20 protein-coding genes are annotated in these 15408 nt (G+C 33.0%); 15 read left to right on the top strand and 5 right to left on the bottom strand.

The window, feature by feature from the left end:
- Window positions 1-23: 23 nt before the first annotated feature.
- The 10 genes from CLV55_RS10500 (at window position 24) to CLV55_RS12905 (ending at window position 6300) form a co-directional block, all read left to right on the top strand.
- Window positions 24-446: a hypothetical protein gene (locus CLV55_RS10500; protein WP_146739564.1), complete on the top strand. Its 423-nt coding sequence runs from the start codon at window positions 24-26 to the stop codon at window positions 444-446.
- Between the two features lie 372 nt (window positions 447-818).
- On the top strand, window positions 819-1088 hold the full coding sequence (locus CLV55_RS10490; protein WP_112113754.1) for a hypothetical protein: 270 nt from the start codon (window positions 819-821) through the stop codon (window positions 1086-1088).
- Between the two features lie 170 nt (window positions 1089-1258).
- The gene (locus tag CLV55_RS10485) at window positions 1259-1780 is read left to right on the top strand and encodes a hypothetical protein (protein ID WP_112113753.1); all 522 of its coding nucleotides are present in this window, start codon (window positions 1259-1261) and stop codon (window positions 1778-1780) included.
- A gap of 136 nt (window positions 1781-1916) precedes the next feature.
- Window positions 1917-2582 carry a hypothetical protein gene (locus CLV55_RS10480; RefSeq protein WP_146739563.1) on the top strand — a complete coding sequence of 222 codons (666 nt, stop codon included), beginning with the start codon at window positions 1917-1919 and terminating at the stop codon, window positions 2580-2582.
- Between the two features lie 220 nt (window positions 2583-2802).
- On the top strand, window positions 2803-3234 hold the full coding sequence (locus CLV55_RS10475) for a DUF2314 domain-containing protein (protein ID WP_158527035.1): 432 nt from the start codon (window positions 2803-2805) through the stop codon (window positions 3232-3234).
- Between the two features lie 168 nt (window positions 3235-3402).
- Entirely contained in the window at window positions 3403-3948 is a 546-nt protein-coding gene (locus CLV55_RS10470; RefSeq protein ID WP_112113750.1) for a HEPN family nuclease, read from the top strand.
- 13 nt (window positions 3949-3961) lie between these two features.
- A complete protein-coding gene (locus CLV55_RS10465) occupies window positions 3962-4444 on the top strand; it encodes a hypothetical protein (RefSeq protein WP_146739562.1) in 483 nt (160 codons plus the stop codon).
- Between the two features lie 175 nt (window positions 4445-4619).
- Entirely contained in the window at window positions 4620-5246 is a 627-nt protein-coding gene (locus tag CLV55_RS10460) for a tetratricopeptide repeat protein (protein ID WP_112113748.1), read from the top strand.
- 172 nt (window positions 5247-5418) lie between these two features.
- Complete coding sequence (locus tag CLV55_RS10455) at window positions 5419-5862, top strand: hypothetical protein (protein ID WP_112113747.1); 444 nt, start codon at window positions 5419-5421, stop codon at window positions 5860-5862.
- Between the two features lie 291 nt (window positions 5863-6153).
- Window positions 6154-6300: a hypothetical protein gene (locus CLV55_RS12905; protein ID WP_170122255.1), complete on the top strand. Its 147-nt coding sequence runs from the start codon at window positions 6154-6156 to the stop codon at window positions 6298-6300.
- 559 nt (window positions 6301-6859) lie between these two features.
- On the opposite strand, the gene CLV55_RS10450 is transcribed toward CLV55_RS12905, so the two are convergent.
- Both CLV55_RS10450 and CLV55_RS10445 read right to left on the bottom strand, forming a co-directional pair.
- Entirely contained in the window at window positions 6860-7903 is a 1044-nt protein-coding gene (locus tag CLV55_RS10450) for an RluA family pseudouridine synthase (protein ID WP_112113746.1), read from the bottom strand.
- The gene (locus CLV55_RS10445) at window positions 7893-8516 is read right to left on the bottom strand and encodes a PASTA domain-containing protein (protein ID WP_112113745.1); all 624 of its coding nucleotides are present in this window, start codon (window positions 8514-8516) and stop codon (window positions 7893-7895) included. Before CLV55_RS10445 ends, CLV55_RS10450 begins: the two co-directional genes overlap by 11 nt.
- A 149-nt stretch (window positions 8517-8665) precedes the next feature.
- On the opposite strand from CLV55_RS10445, the gene CLV55_RS10440 reads away from it, so the two are divergent.
- Complete coding sequence (locus tag CLV55_RS10440; protein ID WP_112113833.1) at window positions 8666-9652, top strand: D-alanine--D-alanine ligase; 987 nt, start codon at window positions 8666-8668, stop codon at window positions 9650-9652.
- 42 nt (window positions 9653-9694) lie between these two features.
- Complete coding sequence (gene coaD / locus CLV55_RS10435) at window positions 9695-10147, top strand: pantetheine-phosphate adenylyltransferase (protein ID WP_112113744.1); 453 nt, start codon at window positions 9695-9697, stop codon at window positions 10145-10147.
- A 5-nt stretch (window positions 10148-10152) separates the two neighbouring features.
- Here the strand turns inward: coaD and CLV55_RS10430 are convergent, their stop codons facing one another.
- Window positions 10153-10746, bottom strand: a complete 594-nt coding sequence (locus CLV55_RS10430) for an NUDIX hydrolase (protein WP_112113743.1) — start codon at window positions 10744-10746, stop codon at window positions 10153-10155.
- Window positions 10747-10753: 7 nt separating this feature from the next.
- Here CLV55_RS10430 and pyrE point away from each other — a divergent pair, with 7 nt between their 5' ends.
- Together pyrE and CLV55_RS10420 are read left to right on the top strand one after the other, a co-directional pair.
- Complete coding sequence (gene pyrE, locus CLV55_RS10425; RefSeq protein WP_112113742.1) at window positions 10754-11395, top strand: orotate phosphoribosyltransferase; 642 nt, start codon at window positions 10754-10756, stop codon at window positions 11393-11395.
- Between the two features lie 122 nt (window positions 11396-11517).
- Window positions 11518-11910, top strand: a complete 393-nt coding sequence (locus CLV55_RS10420) for an SRPBCC family protein (protein ID WP_112113741.1) — start codon at window positions 11518-11520, stop codon at window positions 11908-11910.
- Window positions 11911-11979: 69 nt separating this feature from the next.
- Here CLV55_RS10420 and CLV55_RS10415 read toward each other — a convergent pair whose 3' ends face one another.
- Both CLV55_RS10415 and CLV55_RS10410 read right to left on the bottom strand, forming a co-directional pair.
- On the bottom strand, window positions 11980-14109 hold the full coding sequence (locus CLV55_RS10415) for an elongation factor G (protein ID WP_112113740.1): 2130 nt from the start codon (window positions 14107-14109) through the stop codon (window positions 11980-11982).
- Window positions 14110-14210: 101 nt separating this feature from the next.
- Entirely contained in the window at window positions 14211-14942 is a 732-nt protein-coding gene (locus CLV55_RS10410) for a biotin--[acetyl-CoA-carboxylase] ligase (protein ID WP_112113832.1), read from the bottom strand.
- 88 nt (window positions 14943-15030) lie between these two features.
- Here CLV55_RS10410 and rsfS point away from each other — a divergent pair, with 88 nt between their 5' ends.
- Complete coding sequence (gene rsfS, locus CLV55_RS10405; RefSeq protein WP_112113739.1) at window positions 15031-15402, top strand: ribosome silencing factor; 372 nt, start codon at window positions 15031-15033, stop codon at window positions 15400-15402.
- Window positions 15403-15408: the final 6 nt, after the last annotated feature.

Below are 15408 nucleotides of genomic sequence, written 5' to 3'. Positions count from 1 at the left end.
CACAACTTCATAAAAAACTAGAAATGAAAAAGATTATTCTAATATTATTTTTAACCTTAACAGAAAGTATGTTAGCAAATGTGAACTGTGATACTATAACTAATTGGAGAGTTTTTAAAGACGATAAACTTATATGGGAAAGTAATGGACTTGAGTCGTATAGAAATACGATAGATATTTCTATAGCAGAAAATTTTTCAAATATAAATTTTGACATATTTTATGATTTTAACAGAGAAATTCTAGAAAGAAAAGTAGAATTAGTTTGCGAAGAAAAAGTAATTGCAACATTGAGTGACAAAAATTACTGTTATGAAAAATTTGTTATACCAAAAACTAATTTTACTAAAAACACTAAATATCTGAATAAGAAAATTTTCATAAAATACTTTGACAAGATTAATCCAAACGGAATAATAGTTGGGGTAATAAAAATAATAAAATAGCAACGTCACATAACAGCGGTTTGGCACAATAGCTTCTATTCTACTTCGGCTGAAAATCCGCTGGATTTTCAACTCGCAGTTTTCATAAGAACTTTTTTTGTAAATTAGCCGCTACTGCGTCAAGCCGCGGAACGTTAGTAGCCATTGCCAGAAAAACCAATCAGAGTTGAAACTATTCCTGAAAATACTATTCTTACTTTTTACGATTTATTTACTCGTTCCATATTCTATTGGCCTATTTGGAAAGATTCAAAAACCCGATTTCAAAAATCTTCCTTTAAGCGATTATTTATGGATTGGAATAGTTTTGCTTATTATGATAGCGCTGAATATTAAATGGTTATATATTGACAGAAAAAAGAAAAATACATAATGGATTTTAAAAAACATAAACCAACTTTTGTCTCAGTTATCTCGGTAATTGGAATAATATTAGGAATTCCTTTCGGAGCTTATTGTTTGACACTAAAAGGCGGAGCAAGTCTCGGCGGAGTTTTGGTATTTGGAATTGTAATTGCATTGGCAGTCTTATTAGCAATCGACAGAATATTAGCGTCATTTTTTGACCCCAAAAAGTTATCCTTAATAGAATTTGGAATGAGTGTAATATGTTTGCTGATATATTTTACTGTAGAAAATTAAGCAACGGCTACTAACAGCGGTTAGTGGCCATTGCTGGATTTTCGTGGTTTCACGTTGGTTTTTCACGTAAATATTTTATCTTAGCTGAAAGTACGCAGTTCGCTGGTTTCGCAAAAAGCCACTAGCCGCGAAACGTTATACGATAGCTTTAAACCACCAACACGGAAAAGATGAAGAAATTTGGAATTTTGCTTCTGACAATAATCATTTCGACATTACTTGCAGCGTTTTATGGCGTAATTCACGACCAAGTTACTTATTCAATTTCGCCAGAATATTTTACTGTATTCAAGTTTGATCAATTTGGTTTCCTAGAATGGGGAAATCAAAATCCAAGAATGACAACAGCGCTAATTGGCGTTTTGGCAACTTGGTGGGTTGGATTGTATATTGGAATTTTTCAAGGATTAGTTGGACTTATACATAAAGACTATAAGTTAATGTTCAAATATGTAATGAACTCAATTTTTATAACTTTAGGAGTTACAATTATCTTTGGTTTTATCGGATTTCTGATTGGTAAATTTGACAGTGAACTTTACAAAGATTGCTGTTTTCCATATAGAATTGAAGACGGAAAAAGTTTTATGATTGTTGGTTCAATTCACAATTATGGTTATACCGGTGGAGAAATTGGAGCTTTGATTGGAATTGCGTATCAAATAATAATGAGAAAAAAAGCCATCGTATAACAGCGGCTATCAGCTATTGCTGGTTTTTCTTGAGTTGTACTTCTATTTTCACGCAAAACTATTATCTTAGCAGACAGTACGCAGTTCGTTGGCGTCGCAACAGACCGATAGCCGCGAAACGTTACAAGCAACTATAATGACACGATACTGCATAACAATCATATTGACCTTATTGACATTGACTTCTGTAAATGGGCAGTCTAACAAAGCATGGTGTGACTGTCCCAAAACGCAATATGTAGGAATAAAAGCTGACACAACTTTTCACTTTTCCAAAGGCAAGACAATTGTTTTATGTGGCTATAAAAATCCAGAAAGCAAACCGACAACATTTTCAGAGTTCATACTTGCAGTTTGTGGACAAGATACAATCATTGACTTTTGGGGTGCGGTGTTGACTTGTCGACTGAGGGTTAATAAAGACACATTGCTTGTTGACCAACTTCAAAACCTGCCGACAGGAAAGGATTTTAAATTTCAAGAAACAATTTGGACAACTGAAAAAATATATTTCAAAAGACAAAAACTTGTTAGAAAACTTGTAGTTAACAGACAAATCAGAAAATATAGGCAGGAAGAAATTCAATCAGTTTTAAAAACATATGAGACCGCAAAGTCAGGTCTTGACGACAACAAAATGGTAATTGCGAACAAATTATTCATTGCGACAATTTCGGGTAACAAAAAAGCAAGACAATATTTCAAAGAATTTAAAAATAAGTTTGGGTCGCTTGATGGAGCATTTGCAGAGGAATATAGCGACTTGACTGCAATGTTAGAACTTTGGGACAGGAGAGAATAGCTGCTTGTAACATCGGTTTGGCGATATGGCTTTCGGAGTGAAATTTATAGAACCATAGGAGCTATTTCAAACATTGGGAAATATTTATTACCTTTGGGACTAGAAACGCCACATCGCCAAGCCGAGAGGCGTTATAAGCCATTTTATGAGACATCTGCAAATCAAGACAATATTCTTATTTTTCAGCTTATGCATTATAAGTTGCAACAAAACTACCAAAGTGGAAAGAAAAAATGAACCAACGATTTATGAAACTGAAAGCAGCGACAATGGAATGAATAAAGCAAGAGAAGAAGCTATCAAAACTTTAAACCAATTTCATAAAGCATTTGAAAGTAATAATTCTAAACTCAATTCTTTTTCAATCAAACAAACTTTCAGTAATGAACGCTACAATGAGCATATTTGGCTGAATGGTATTTTCAAGAAAAACGGAGAATATTATGGAGTCGTTGATAATTTACCAGAATATGTAAAAGAGGTACATTTAGGCGATACTGTTAAGATTGTAAACCAGAAAATTAGCGATTGGATGTATTTAGAGAATTCTCAACTAAACGGCGGATTTACGATTAGAGAATTAAGAAATAGAATGACCGAAGAAGAACGTAAAAAGTTTGACGCAGAAAGTGGAATGATAATTAAACCGTAAAATAAAACGGCTTATAACAGCGGTTTCGCGCTATTGCTAGTTTTTCTTGGATTGAACTTCTTTCTTTACGAAAATATTTTATCTTAGCAGAAAGTACGCAGTTCGCTGGAATCGCAACAGACGCGAAGCCGCGGAACGTTAGCAGTAATTTTAAAAAAACGTAAAAAAATGGGATATCCAACAATAGATAAATTTGACATTAAATTTATTGAAAGAACAAAACAAAACGTAAAAGAGTTTGATAAGACTAATAAATTTACTCATTTAATAAATTCTTTAGTTGGTCTTATTTTCATTCCTAATGAATTTCATAAAAAAGGTAGAAGAACCTATAAAGTAGATTTTTTAAATAGTTTTATTTCAAACTATCCCGAGTTGGAAAAAATATTTACTGGAGAAGTGACTATTGAAAATGAACTTGGAAATCAAATTATTCAAAATAAGTTTTTCTACAGAGACAATAAAGGAAATCAAAGGACAATTTATAATACAGAACTTGGAGAATTAGTCAGATTATTTAGAAATGGAATTGCTCATTCTAATATTATTCCTGTTTCAGAGGGAAATTATTGGAAAGGTATTATAGTAAAAAATTTTGAAAATAAAACCAAAGAAAAAAATAATGATTTCAACTTCGAGACATTTCTGAACCAGAAGGAATTGAGGGTTTTTGCTACTCTTATTGCTGACGAATATTTAAAAAACATACAATAAAAACTAAAAAAAAATGAAAAAAACATTAACTTTAATCTGTATAATATTTACAATTTCCTTTTCAAACGCTCAAACAGAAAAGGAGACAATCGATTTTTTAAATTCAATGTTTTCAACATATATGAATACTTTTGGAGGAATGAATGGTCTAACAATAAAATCAGAAATTGATTCAAAATCGAAAAATAAAGAATTTATTATAGAAATTCTTGTTGACAATAGGCAATTTGAAATAAGTAGATTCAGTCCAAAAAATATTAGTTCAATTATTACAAATCCTGAACCAAGCAATGAGTATCGTTATATTGAAATAATAAGTAGTAAAAATTCAATATTTCAATCTTATCCTAATTCTAATGAGTCAAAATATATTAATAGACTCCGTTTAAATTTCACTACTAATTCTGATGAATTGAACAGAATAAAAAAAGCTTTGATACATTTGATGAAATTAAATGGTGCGTCATTTCCTAATCAGGATTTATTTAAAAACTAATAAAAACTACTGCTAACCGCCGTTTGGCAATATGGCGGGATTAGGCTTAATTTAAAGATGGTTTTGTACTTGAATAATAGTCATTAACCGAAAGTTTATGCTACCTTAATCCGCCACATCGCCAAGCGACCAAACGTTAGTGGCAATTTTACCCAGAAACAACAAAATTAAAAATATGAAAATTGAAAAAATAATATATACTTTATTACTTATTTTAACTTTAAATTCTTGCAAAGGTCAAGATGAAAATGAGGTTAAATATAAAAATGATTCTAAAGATGTTATATTTTATAAAAATTCCGGAATTAAAGATACAACTGCACATGCCTTATTTACTGAAGGATTAAAAAAAGTTGAAAGTAAAGATTTTGAAAAAGCCAAAGAAAAATTCATTGAAGCTGATAAAATAGAAGGTCGAAATCCAACTATACTTAACGCAATTGCACAAGCAGAAGCTAGATTGGGAAATATAGAAAAATCAAACGAAATCTCATTGAATATAATTTCTATAGATAGTACATATACAATAACTTATGTTAATTTAGGTCAAAACTATATGAAAAGTCGCGATTACAAAAAAGCGAAAGAAATTTTATTGAAAGGTAAAAAATTTACTTCTGAGAAAAACTTACATACAAAATCAGTTTTATTATTGAATTTAGCTATTGCATATAGTAATTTAGGAGATTGTAAAAATGGATTAAAATATTCTAGCGAAGCATTGGAAATTTCGCAAGATGAAAAATTTAAAGACTTTGCAATGAAAGTAAAATTGGAAAGTGAAAAATGTATCGAAAAATAAAAACTGCCACTAACAGCGGTTTGGCACAATAGCTACTAATCAATAAACAACAACGTTCGATTTTCCGCTGGAAAATCTTATCTTAGCAAGAAAATAAACGTTTCACGCAGCCGCTACTGCGCCAAGCCGCGGAACGTTAGCAGTAATATTTGAAAATCGAAATCAAAATTATATGAAAAAAATATCAGCTATTTTTCTATTTTTCATCTCTTGTTCATTATATTCTCAGGACAATAAATGTAACGTTCCAAGTTTGCAATTTGAAACTTACGACTTTGCTATATCGAATTTAAAAAACATATCTAAAAACATTACAGATAAGAATTCTTTAATAGAAGTAACAATTCAAATTGAATACAAAAGCATTAATAAAATAAAATATAATATTATTTCACCAGAGAATAATTATAGTGGGGAAAATAAAGTTGAAATTAAGGTTTGGAAAGGGTTAAATAATTTCATTACAAAAAATATAAATTTAATAATAAAAAACTGTCCTAATTTTAACTACGAAAGAATAGTTTATCGAATACCATTATCAAAAGAAAATATTCAAAAAGCTATTGAAGAAGTCAATAAGAGTTTAATTTTTGCAAAAGAGAAAAACGCTGAATAAAATAATACTACTGCTAACAGCGGTAGCTGTTGCACAACCTCTTTTAAAAAGTAAAAAACATAAATCTTAACAGAAAAAGACCTCTTTAGAAGCGATTTTAGAGAGGCTTATTTTTGGATTGAAAGTATAAAAATCGAGCAGGTATACAACTTTTACTATATTTGTTTTTGAAGATTGTGGGTTTTTTCACAGTCTGACGTTAACTGAAATGTTATTTTAGTGCAATTAAGACATTTTTCTTTAATTTAGTTATATTTGCAATTATGAAGGAAAAGAATTAAAAAAACTACTATGACTCCAGAAGCTAAAATAGAAAATAGAAATAAGATATTAAAGGGTCTTGAAAAGGCTTATGAAAAAATGCTTCTTTTTAAAAAAGAACATAAAAGTGATCTTGTAATAATTCAAGATAATAAAATAGTTAAAATAAAGCTATAAATAATAAACACTTCAGTTAACAGCCGTAGCTGTTGCACAACCCTCCAAAAAAAATAATTTATCAAGATAATTCCAAAAATCGGCCTAGTTTAAGATGATTTAGGCAAGGTTATTTTTGGGAATACTATTCCAAATTTAAAAATTTAAATAGCTGACAATCTAAGGTTTTAAGTCAAAAAAGAGGGTTTTTATAAAAGCGATGCTCTTCCCTTGTTTTAAGGAAAGATTATGCAAAAAAAGGCGATATTGTTGTTGGATTAAATAACAAATTTGAAAGAGATATTGAAGAATTAAAAAAACTTCAACCTTCAATAGATTGGAGTAACGTACATAATGACGAAAACAGAAAAATAGAATATAATAACAAAAAGGCGAGATTATAAAATCAACTCTCAAAAAAGAATTGTTTCGCAACAACCATTTTGACTACATTACCAAAAATACTCAATCAATATCTCTTTAAAGCGATCCTAGCGGTATTATGATTATTTATTAGTATTGACACTATACACATAAAAGATATCGTGGCATAATTTTAAGGCGTATAAATACTCAATGGTTATTCTTCTAGAATAGTATCCCCTATCGACTTAGCATAATTGCGCCATTTTTCGATACAATCCATCATATCTTGGGGTATTTCAGTATCAAAACGCATCATTTTTCCTGTTTCGGGGTGGATAAAGCCCAAGGTTTTTGCATGCAAAGCTTGACGTGGTAAGATTTTAAAACAATTGTCTACAAACTGTTTGTATTTGGTAAAGGTCGTCCCTTTCAAGATGACATCGCCACCATATCGAGCGTCATTAAAAAGGGTATGTCCAATGTGTTTCATGTGTACTCTGATTTGATGCGTGCGCCCCGTTTCTAATTGACATGAAATTAAAGTAACATAGCCAAATCGTTCAAGAACTTTATAGTGTGTCACTGCATGTTTACCAATAGTAGAATCTTCAAAAACGGCCATTTGCATACGATCTTTAACGTGTCTGGCGATATTCCCAACAATCGTTCCTGCATCATCTTTTACATTTCCCCAAACTAGCGCTACATATTCTCTTTCGGTAGATTTATCTTCAAATTGTTTTGCTAGATGACTCATCGCTGCTTCTGTTTTGGCTACCACCAAAAGTCCTGTGGTATCTTTATCAATACGATGCACCAATCCAGGACGTTCGGAACTGTTCATGGGCAAATGATCAAAATGATACGCTAAGGCATTGACAAGCGTTCCTGTATAATTTCCGTGACCAGGATGAACTACAAAATTGGCCGGTTTGTTTACGACCAAGAGCGCATCATCTTCATACACAATATCAAGGGGAATGTTTTCAGGATCTACTCTATTTTCAAAAGGAGGATGCGACAATAAGATACGAATGACATCAAAAGGCTTTGCTTTATAATTTGATTTTACAGGAACATCATTCACATAAATATCGCCATTGGCGGCCGCATTCTGGATTTTATTCCGTGTCGCATTTGGAATTAAAAAAGTAAGGTATTTATCAATTCGAGTAGGCGCTTGCCCTTTGGGCACCTCAAATCGGTGGTGTTCGAACAAATCGTCTTCTGGCTCTTGCAATTCAATATTATGGCTCATTTTTAAGCGTATCTACTGGCGTTTTATCCGTTTGAAGAGAATCTAATTCGGTGTCATTAAACACAACCTTCCCGTCTCCCAAGACCAAATCTATTTTAGAAGCTTTTAAAATAACGGTGCCTGGTTTAATTTTTTTACCATTGCACCACATTTCGAGTACCATATCTTTTCCCATGTAAGGAACATATTTTATTGATCCTTCTTGCAAGCCAACCGCTTTTAGAGTTGGAACCGCCTGACGGTATGTTTTTTCAATCAAATCGGGTACTGTGACCATTTTGAACGTGGCTGCATTGATTTTGATATAAATGGTACGTCCTCCTTTTACTTTTGAACCTGCTGTGGGTTCTTGTTGTACCACAGAAAGTTTAGGGAAATTTGGATTATAATCTACGGTATCGATGATTTGATAGTCTAAATCGAGTTCGTCTAACTTTTGTTCAACTTGTTGCTCACTTAATTTGGCCAAATTAGGCACCGTAATTTCATAGCCGTGATGGGTTACAAAAGTAATCCAATGAAAAAACAAAAAAGAAATAACACCTACAATGGCACTAGCAGCTAAAAGCTGTGCAGCAAAAACTTTACTGGTTAGATATTTTTGTAAACTCATAAAAATATATTTCCGCAAATATATAATTTTTATACCGATTGTCCTTTTAAAAAAAGTCAATAAATATTCTAGCTAGAAATTAAACTTTGAGGCAGATGCACCAAGTTTCAACAATTGTTTTAAATTTGTGCTATATAAAAAATGAAAAAATGAATGTTGCTATTGTAATGGGAGGATATTCAGACGAATCTGTAATATCGTTGCGAAGTGGTCAATTGCTTTTGAGTCAAATCGATCGCTCAAAATACACACCCTATGAAGTCCATATCTTGCTTGACGATTGGTATTGCTTACATGAAGGAACCAAATACACCTTATCAAGGGGTGATTTTTCTGTTACCATAGAAGGAAAAAAAATAACATTTGACGTTGTGGTCAATACCATTCACGGTACGCCAGGAGAAGATGGACACATGCAGGCCTATTGGGAATTATTGGAAATTCCCTACACGGGGTGCCATTACTACCAGTCAAGCTTAACGTTTAATAAGAGAGACACCCTATCGGTATTATCGAAATTTGATATCCCAAAAGCCAAATCCATTTATTTATCAAAAGGAGATACGATAGATGGAACTAAAATTGCAGCCGAATTAGGACTGCCCTTTTTTGTAAAACCCAACCAATCCGGAAGCTCACTGGGTGTTTCAATGGTTACTACATTAGACGATTTTGAGAAAGCTTTAGCATTTGCTTTTGCAGAAGATGACGATATTTTAATCGAGTCGTATTTGAATGGTCGCGAAGTTTCGGTTGGTGTCATCAAATACAAAGGAGAAACAAAAGTGATGGGGATTACTGAAATTCTATCTCAAAATAGTTTTTTTGATTATGAAGCTAAATATTTAGGAAAGTCAGATGAAATTACACCCGCCAACTTATCGGAACCTCTTCAAAAACATGTGGAGGAAACTGCCAAAAAAGTTTATGAATCCTTGGGCATGACGGGATTTTCAAGAACGGATTTCATTATTATGAATGATGTTCCTCATTTTATAGAAATCAATACCAATCCTGGTTTATCGCCACAAAGTATTTTTCCACAACAAGCGGCTCATGCTCAAATGGCGATGTCTGATTTAATTGACAATGAAATTGAATTAGCCTTGAAACGTAAACCTATTTGGAAAAAGTAATGTTTTTTATGGATTAACAATTTTTGATTTAAAGCTAAAAAAATGAAAAAAGCTATTTTTCCAGGTTCTTTTGACCCCATCACCAACGGACATTACGACATTATAAAAAGGGGTGTTTCATTATTTGATGAAGTCATTGTAGCTATTGGTGTAAATGCCGATAAAAAATACATGTTTCCACTAGAAGAACGGAAACGATTTATCGAAGAGACTTTTAGAGACGAACCGAAAGTGAAAGTCATCACTTATGAGGGATTGACTATTGATTTATGTCATAAAGAGCAGGCACAGTTCATATTGAGAGGATTGCGTAATCCTGCCGATTTCGAATTTGAAAAAGCGATTGCCCATACCAACAGACGTTTATCAAAAATTGAAACCGTTTTTTTACTCACAGCAGCAAGTACATCATATATTAGTTCGAGTATTGTTCGAGATGTGATTCGCAATAAAGGAGATTATACCATTTTGGTTCCCGATGCCGTTCGTTTGTAACAATTCTATACCTGTGTTTCAAAAAGCAACTTAATATTCTCGTACGAATTTTTTAAGGCCTCCCCTATTTTATCAGGGTGAATCCAAGCCACCGCTTCGATTCCTTCTTCGAGTTGGCCTTTTGGAATGCCTTCAAAAGAAGTGGTCATTTCATACCAATGCGTTACTTTTAATTTGTATTTTCCATTACGCTTAAAAACGTGATAGGTTTTTTGGAGTTTTTTAGTAATTTTCAATTGATTTACGCCTGTTTCTTCTTCTACTTCTCGAATGGCAGTTTCTTCAATTGTTTCGTCTTTTTCAATCCCTCCTTTGGGTAAATCCCATTTTCCGTTCCTCAGAATAAACAAGACTTCTCCCTTTTTGTTGTAAACGAGTCCTCCGCCCGCTTTGTTAACAGGTATTTTTTCTTTTATCTTTTTAAGAATTTCCTTTTCATCTGGATAATACAAATAGGCTTTCTTAATCTTATTGGTAAACATTTTAACAATAAGCTGTTCAATATCGACACTTTCTAATAAAAAAATTTGAAAATCGGTTTCTTTTGAAACTTCATTTGTTAAAAAAAGTGGTTTATCGTTGACAAAAACTTTATACATTTGCACTATGATTTTTAGTGAAAAAACAGCCGAAAAAACAGCCGAATTGCTTTTACAAATAAATGCAATTAAATTGAATCCGTCAAATCCTTTTTTATGGGCATCGGGTTGGAAGTCCCCTATCTATTGTGACAATCGTTTAACGCTTTCATTTCCAGCGATTCGAAACTACATTAGAGATGAATTTGCTACACAAATAGAAGCTCTTTATGGCAAACCCGATGTGATTGCGGGTGTCGCTACAGGAGCTATTGGTATTGGAATACTTGTCGCTGAAGAATTAGGTTTACCATTTGTTTATGTCAGACCTGAACCAAAAAAACATGGCAGACAAAATCAAGTAGAAGGTTTTTTACAAAAAGGCCAAAATGTAGTTGTCATAGAAGATTTGATTTCTACAGGAAGTAGTAGTCTTTTAGCGGTTGAAGCCTTGAAAGCCGCAGGGGCAAATGTAAAGGGCATGCTTGCTATTTTTTCGTATGAATTTGATATAGCCCATGAAAACTTTTCAAAAGCACAAGTGAATTTGAATACATTAAGCAATTATAGTCATTTACTTGACTTAGCCGTAGAAAAACAATACATTACAGAAAACGAACAACAAACCTTACAAGAATGGCGTAAAAATCCATCTACTTGGAATGTGTAAATAATAGAAACAAGAATAAAGAGAATAGAGAATAGAGAATAGAGAATAGAGAATAGAAAATAGAGAATGGACGGAATGTCTTTATTCTACAATCTGTTTTCTTTCCCCTAAAAAAGAAAAATATGAATCTAGAAAGTCCAAAAGTTACCGTTGAAAAATCAGCAGCGTATCTCTACACCCAATTATCGGATGTAAAAAATTACGAAACATTAATGCCAGAAAACATTGCTAAATTTGAAGTGCTTGGTGAGGATATTTTCAATTTTGGTTTGAAAGGCATGCCAGAAATCAAATTGCGTCTAAAAGAAGGAATTCCACATACTAGAATAAATCTTGCGGCTGCTAGCGATAAACTTCCTTTTACGTTAGTTGCACAATTAGAAAGTCTTTCTGAAAATACGTGTGCTATTAAAATGGATTTTGAGGGCGAATTTAACCCAATGATGGCTATGATGATAAAGGGGCCGATTACAAAATTTTTAGAGACATTAGTAAGTAACATGCACAAACTTTAAGAGTTTTACATCAAATTTTATAAAAAAACCACGCTCAATAAGCGTGGTTTTCTTATTAATAAAACAAAATTAAACCAACTCGAGTTCCTGTTTACTTTCGGAAACGAGTTTTTTCTGTAAATCAAATGGCACTTCGTCATAATGACTAAACGCCAATGTAAATCGGGCTCTACCTTGTGTTAAAGCTCGTAAATCGCTTGTTAATTGTTGGGTTTCGGCATAAGGAACTAAAGCTTTTACAATTGAGAAATGTCCTTCTGCATCCATTCCTTCAACCATAGCTCTATGGGATTGAATCGTGCTCATGATAGCTCCTGTTAATTCTTCAGGCGCATGAATCACAATTTTATGGAATGGTTCCAACAAAAGTGGGTCGGCATTGTGGAAATTTTCTTTAAACGCCATCATTCCAGCTGTTTTGAATGCCAAATCATTACTATCTACAGTATGCATTTTTCCGTCAAAAATAATCACCCGAATATCTCGAACATAGGAACCTGTTAATGGTCCTTCACTCATTTTTTCCATGATTCCTTTTAATATTGAGGGATGAAAACGAGCATCAATAGCCCCTCCAACAATACAATTATAATATACTAATTTGCCACCCCACGGTAAGTCGTGCACTTCTTTTCCTCTAATAGAATAGCCAACAGGGTCTGGCATTTCTTCATACCATGGCTCGATTTTCATAGCAACTTCAGCAAATTGTCCGGCTCCCCCTGATTGTTTTTTATGTCTATATATCGTTTCCGCGGCTTTTCGAATAGTTTCTCGATAAGGAATTTTTGGTGCTTTAAATTCGACTGATAATTTTAAGGCATTTTCCAATTTCCATCGGATGACTGCCAAATGTAATTCTCCATGGCAGTGAATTAACGTTTGTCTCAACTCAGCTGAGACTTCAACACGTATTGTTGGGTCTTCTTCAACCAACTGATGAAGCGCCATAGATAGTTTTTCTTCTTCTCCTTTTTTAGTGCCTTCAACAGCAACAGTCAAGGTGGGATTTGGAAACTCTATAGGAACAATTTCTATAGGTTTTCCTTTTTCATGTAACGTATTATTGGTGTGTGTATCTTTTAATTTTAACGTAGCTCCGATATCGCCTGCGACCAATTCGTTAACAGCTGTTCTTTTACTGCCTTCCACCTCAAACAATTGATTGATTCGTTCTATTTGACCTGTGTTTTCATTGGTCAACTCATCGCCTACTTTTATTTTACCCGAAAGGACTTTAAAGAAACTTAAATCCCCTATGTGAGGTTCTGACAACGTTTTATATATAAAAAGCGCTGCATCTGCTGTTTCAGTACATTCAATTTCAGCACCTTCAATCGTTTTTTGTTTGGGCATCTCATACGCCGATGGACACACATTGTCTATAAAACTCATGATTCTTCCACAACCCATATTTTGTTTAGCCGAAACACAGAAAATAGGAAAAATTTCATGTTTAATTAACGAATGATGTAACCCTAACTTCATTTCGTCTTCATCCAATTCTCCTTTTTCGAAATAACGTTCCATCAAGGTTTCATCATTACCTGCTATGGTTTCAATAAGCTCCTGATGCAGTTGGTTGGCTCTTTCTTTTTCTTCATCTGGAATGGGTAATTTTTCTGGTTTTCCACCCTCTTTAAGATATTGATACAACACCATATTCAATACATCTACGATAGCATTAAATGATTCGCCTTGATTGACAGGATATTGAACCACCACCACATTCGTTCCAAAATGATTTTTAGCTTCACGAACCGATTTATCAAAATCAGATTTTTCATTATCCAAATGATTTACAGCCAACAACATAGGTAGTTTGTAAGCCTCGGTATACTCCCAAATTATGTCTGTACCAACTTCAACACCCATTGTTGCATTTAGTACCATCACCCCACAATCGGCTACACGCATGGCTCCTACAATTTCACCTGCAAAATCATCATATCCTGGTGTGTCTAGTAGATTAATTTTATATCCTTTCCATTTGGTATTTACCAATTTGGAGAAAAATGTTTTCCCTTTTTCATGCTCAATCTCAGTGTAATCAGCTACTGTATTTTTATCCAAAACGGTTCCTCTTCTGTTGATTAAGCCTGATTCAAAAAGCATCGATTCTATAAGTGTGGTCTTACCACTTCCCGTGTGACCCACTAAAACAACATTTTTAACGTGTTTACTATCAAAATTTGCCATAATCTTTTAGTTTTAAGTGTTTTATTAATACACCAAAATTCCGAATAAGATTACAGTAACAAAATGATATTAATCATGTTATCTGAAAAATAGTCTATACATCAATATAATAATTGAATTTCTTTAATTCCAAAAGAAGCAATGGAATCATTTTCTAATAACACTTGTAATGTTCCATCTGTAGAAACGCCTTTAATAATACCCATAAAACGCTGTTGAAAAGCATCTTCAAAAGGCATAGGAACATTTATTTTGAACAATAAGGCATGGTAATTTTCCCAAATATAAGCGCTATTAGATGAAACAATTTTCACATAGTGCTTTTGAAAATGAAACAAAACACGATCTCGAAGCGCATCAACATCATATTCCTTTTGAGTGATTCGAGCAAGCGAAGAAGCTTTGGGAAGATTTTCAAAAGATTGTTGGTTGACATTGATTCCGATACCAATTATCGATTCTATTTCAACTCCATTTTTGAAACTGTTTTCAATGAGAATGCCACATACTTTTTTTGAATCTGACAAAATGTCGTTCGGCCATTTGATAGAAATGTTAGGAATTGAAAGCTCTTGTAACGTTTCTGCTACAGCAAGAGCGACAGCTGCATTAAGTAAAAAAATTGCCTCGATAGATTCAAATGTAAATCGGACTAAAAAACTCATAATTAAATTCTTACCCGATTCAGAATTCCAGATCGCCCCCATTTGCCCTTTCCCTTTGGTTTGATTTTGAGCGGTCACGACCGTAAAATTTTCAAGTGTTTCTTGACGTGCAGCTTTTTTTAAAAAATCGTTTGTAGAATCTATGGCATCGAGTTTGATAAGTTTCATATAACAATTTGTATGGGAAATTAAAGTTATGTTAAGCATCAAAAATAATGACAATTTTTGATACATTTGCAAATTATATAAATTTTAGATGACGAAAAAGATAGTAAGTACAGATGTTTTACTGACAAACATCATAAAAGGAATAGAAGAAGTTAAGGGAAATGACATTGTTATACTCGACTTAAGAGCTATTGATACCGCGGTTTGTGATTATTTTGTAATCTGTAACGGAAGTTCCAACACCCAAGTAAATGCGATAGTACATTCCGTTCAAAAAATAGTTTCCAAAGAATTAAAAGAAAAACCATGGCATGTGGAAGGAACCGACAATGCTGAATGGGTTTTGATGGATTATGTGAGTATTGTTGTTCACGTATTTCAAAAGGAAATCAGAACCTATTACAACATCGAAGACCTATGGGGTGATGCCAAAATTACAGTAATCGAAAATAAATACTAAAACGTA

The organism is Flavobacterium aciduliphilum (assembly GCF_003268855.1).
Lineage (GTDB): Bacteria > Bacteroidota > Bacteroidia > Flavobacteriales > Flavobacteriaceae > Flavobacterium > Flavobacterium aciduliphilum.
This window is presented reverse-complemented; position numbering and strand designations above follow the sequence as displayed.

What these genes read in the sequence shown, in the direction of transcription:
- CLV55_RS10500 (WP_146739564.1), top strand. Translation starts at nt 24, where the DNA reads ATGAAAAAGATTATTCTAATATTATTTTTAACCTTAACAGAAAGTATG.
- CLV55_RS10490 (WP_112113754.1), top strand. Translation starts at nt 819, where the DNA reads ATGGATTTTAAAAAACATAAACCAACTTTTGTCTCAGTTATCTCGGTA.
- CLV55_RS10485 (WP_112113753.1), top strand. Translation starts at nt 1,259, where the DNA reads ATGAAGAAATTTGGAATTTTGCTTCTGACAATAATCATTTCGACATTA.
- CLV55_RS10480 (WP_146739563.1), top strand. Translation starts at nt 1,917, where the DNA reads ATGACACGATACTGCATAACAATCATATTGACCTTATTGACATTGACT.
- CLV55_RS10470 (WP_112113750.1), top strand. Translation starts at nt 3,403, where the DNA reads ATGGGATATCCAACAATAGATAAATTTGACATTAAATTTATTGAAAGA.
- CLV55_RS10465 (WP_146739562.1), top strand. Translation starts at nt 3,962, where the DNA reads ATGAAAAAAACATTAACTTTAATCTGTATAATATTTACAATTTCCTTT.
- CLV55_RS10460 (WP_112113748.1), top strand. Translation starts at nt 4,620, where the DNA reads ATGAAAATTGAAAAAATAATATATACTTTATTACTTATTTTAACTTTA.
- CLV55_RS10455 (WP_112113747.1), top strand. Translation starts at nt 5,419, where the DNA reads ATGAAAAAAATATCAGCTATTTTTCTATTTTTCATCTCTTGTTCATTA.
- CLV55_RS12905 (WP_170122255.1), top strand. Translation starts at nt 6,154, where the DNA reads ATGACTCCAGAAGCTAAAATAGAAAATAGAAATAAGATATTAAAGGGT.
- CLV55_RS10450 (WP_112113746.1), bottom strand. Translation starts at nt 7,903, where the DNA reads ATGAGCCATAATATTGAATTGCAAGAGCCAGAAGACGATTTGTTCGAA.
- CLV55_RS10445 (WP_112113745.1), bottom strand. Translation starts at nt 8,516, where the DNA reads ATGAGTTTACAAAAATATCTAACCAGTAAAGTTTTTGCTGCACAGCTT.
- CLV55_RS10440 (WP_112113833.1), top strand. Translation starts at nt 8,666, where the DNA reads ATGAATGTTGCTATTGTAATGGGAGGATATTCAGACGAATCTGTAATA.
- coaD (WP_112113744.1), top strand. Translation starts at nt 9,695, where the DNA reads ATGAAAAAAGCTATTTTTCCAGGTTCTTTTGACCCCATCACCAACGGA.
- CLV55_RS10430 (WP_112113743.1), bottom strand. Translation starts at nt 10,746, where the DNA reads ATGTATAAAGTTTTTGTCAACGATAAACCACTTTTTTTAACAAATGAA.
- pyrE (WP_112113742.1), top strand. Translation starts at nt 10,754, where the DNA reads ATGATTTTTAGTGAAAAAACAGCCGAAAAAACAGCCGAATTGCTTTTA.
- CLV55_RS10420 (WP_112113741.1), top strand. Translation starts at nt 11,518, where the DNA reads ATGAATCTAGAAAGTCCAAAAGTTACCGTTGAAAAATCAGCAGCGTAT.
- CLV55_RS10415 (WP_112113740.1), bottom strand. Translation starts at nt 14,109, where the DNA reads ATGGCAAATTTTGATAGTAAACACGTTAAAAATGTTGTTTTAGTGGGT.
- CLV55_RS10410 (WP_112113832.1), bottom strand. Translation starts at nt 14,942, where the DNA reads ATGAAACTTATCAAACTCGATGCCATAGATTCTACAAACGATTTTTTA.
- rsfS (WP_112113739.1), top strand. Translation starts at nt 15,031, where the DNA reads ATGACGAAAAAGATAGTAAGTACAGATGTTTTACTGACAAACATCATA.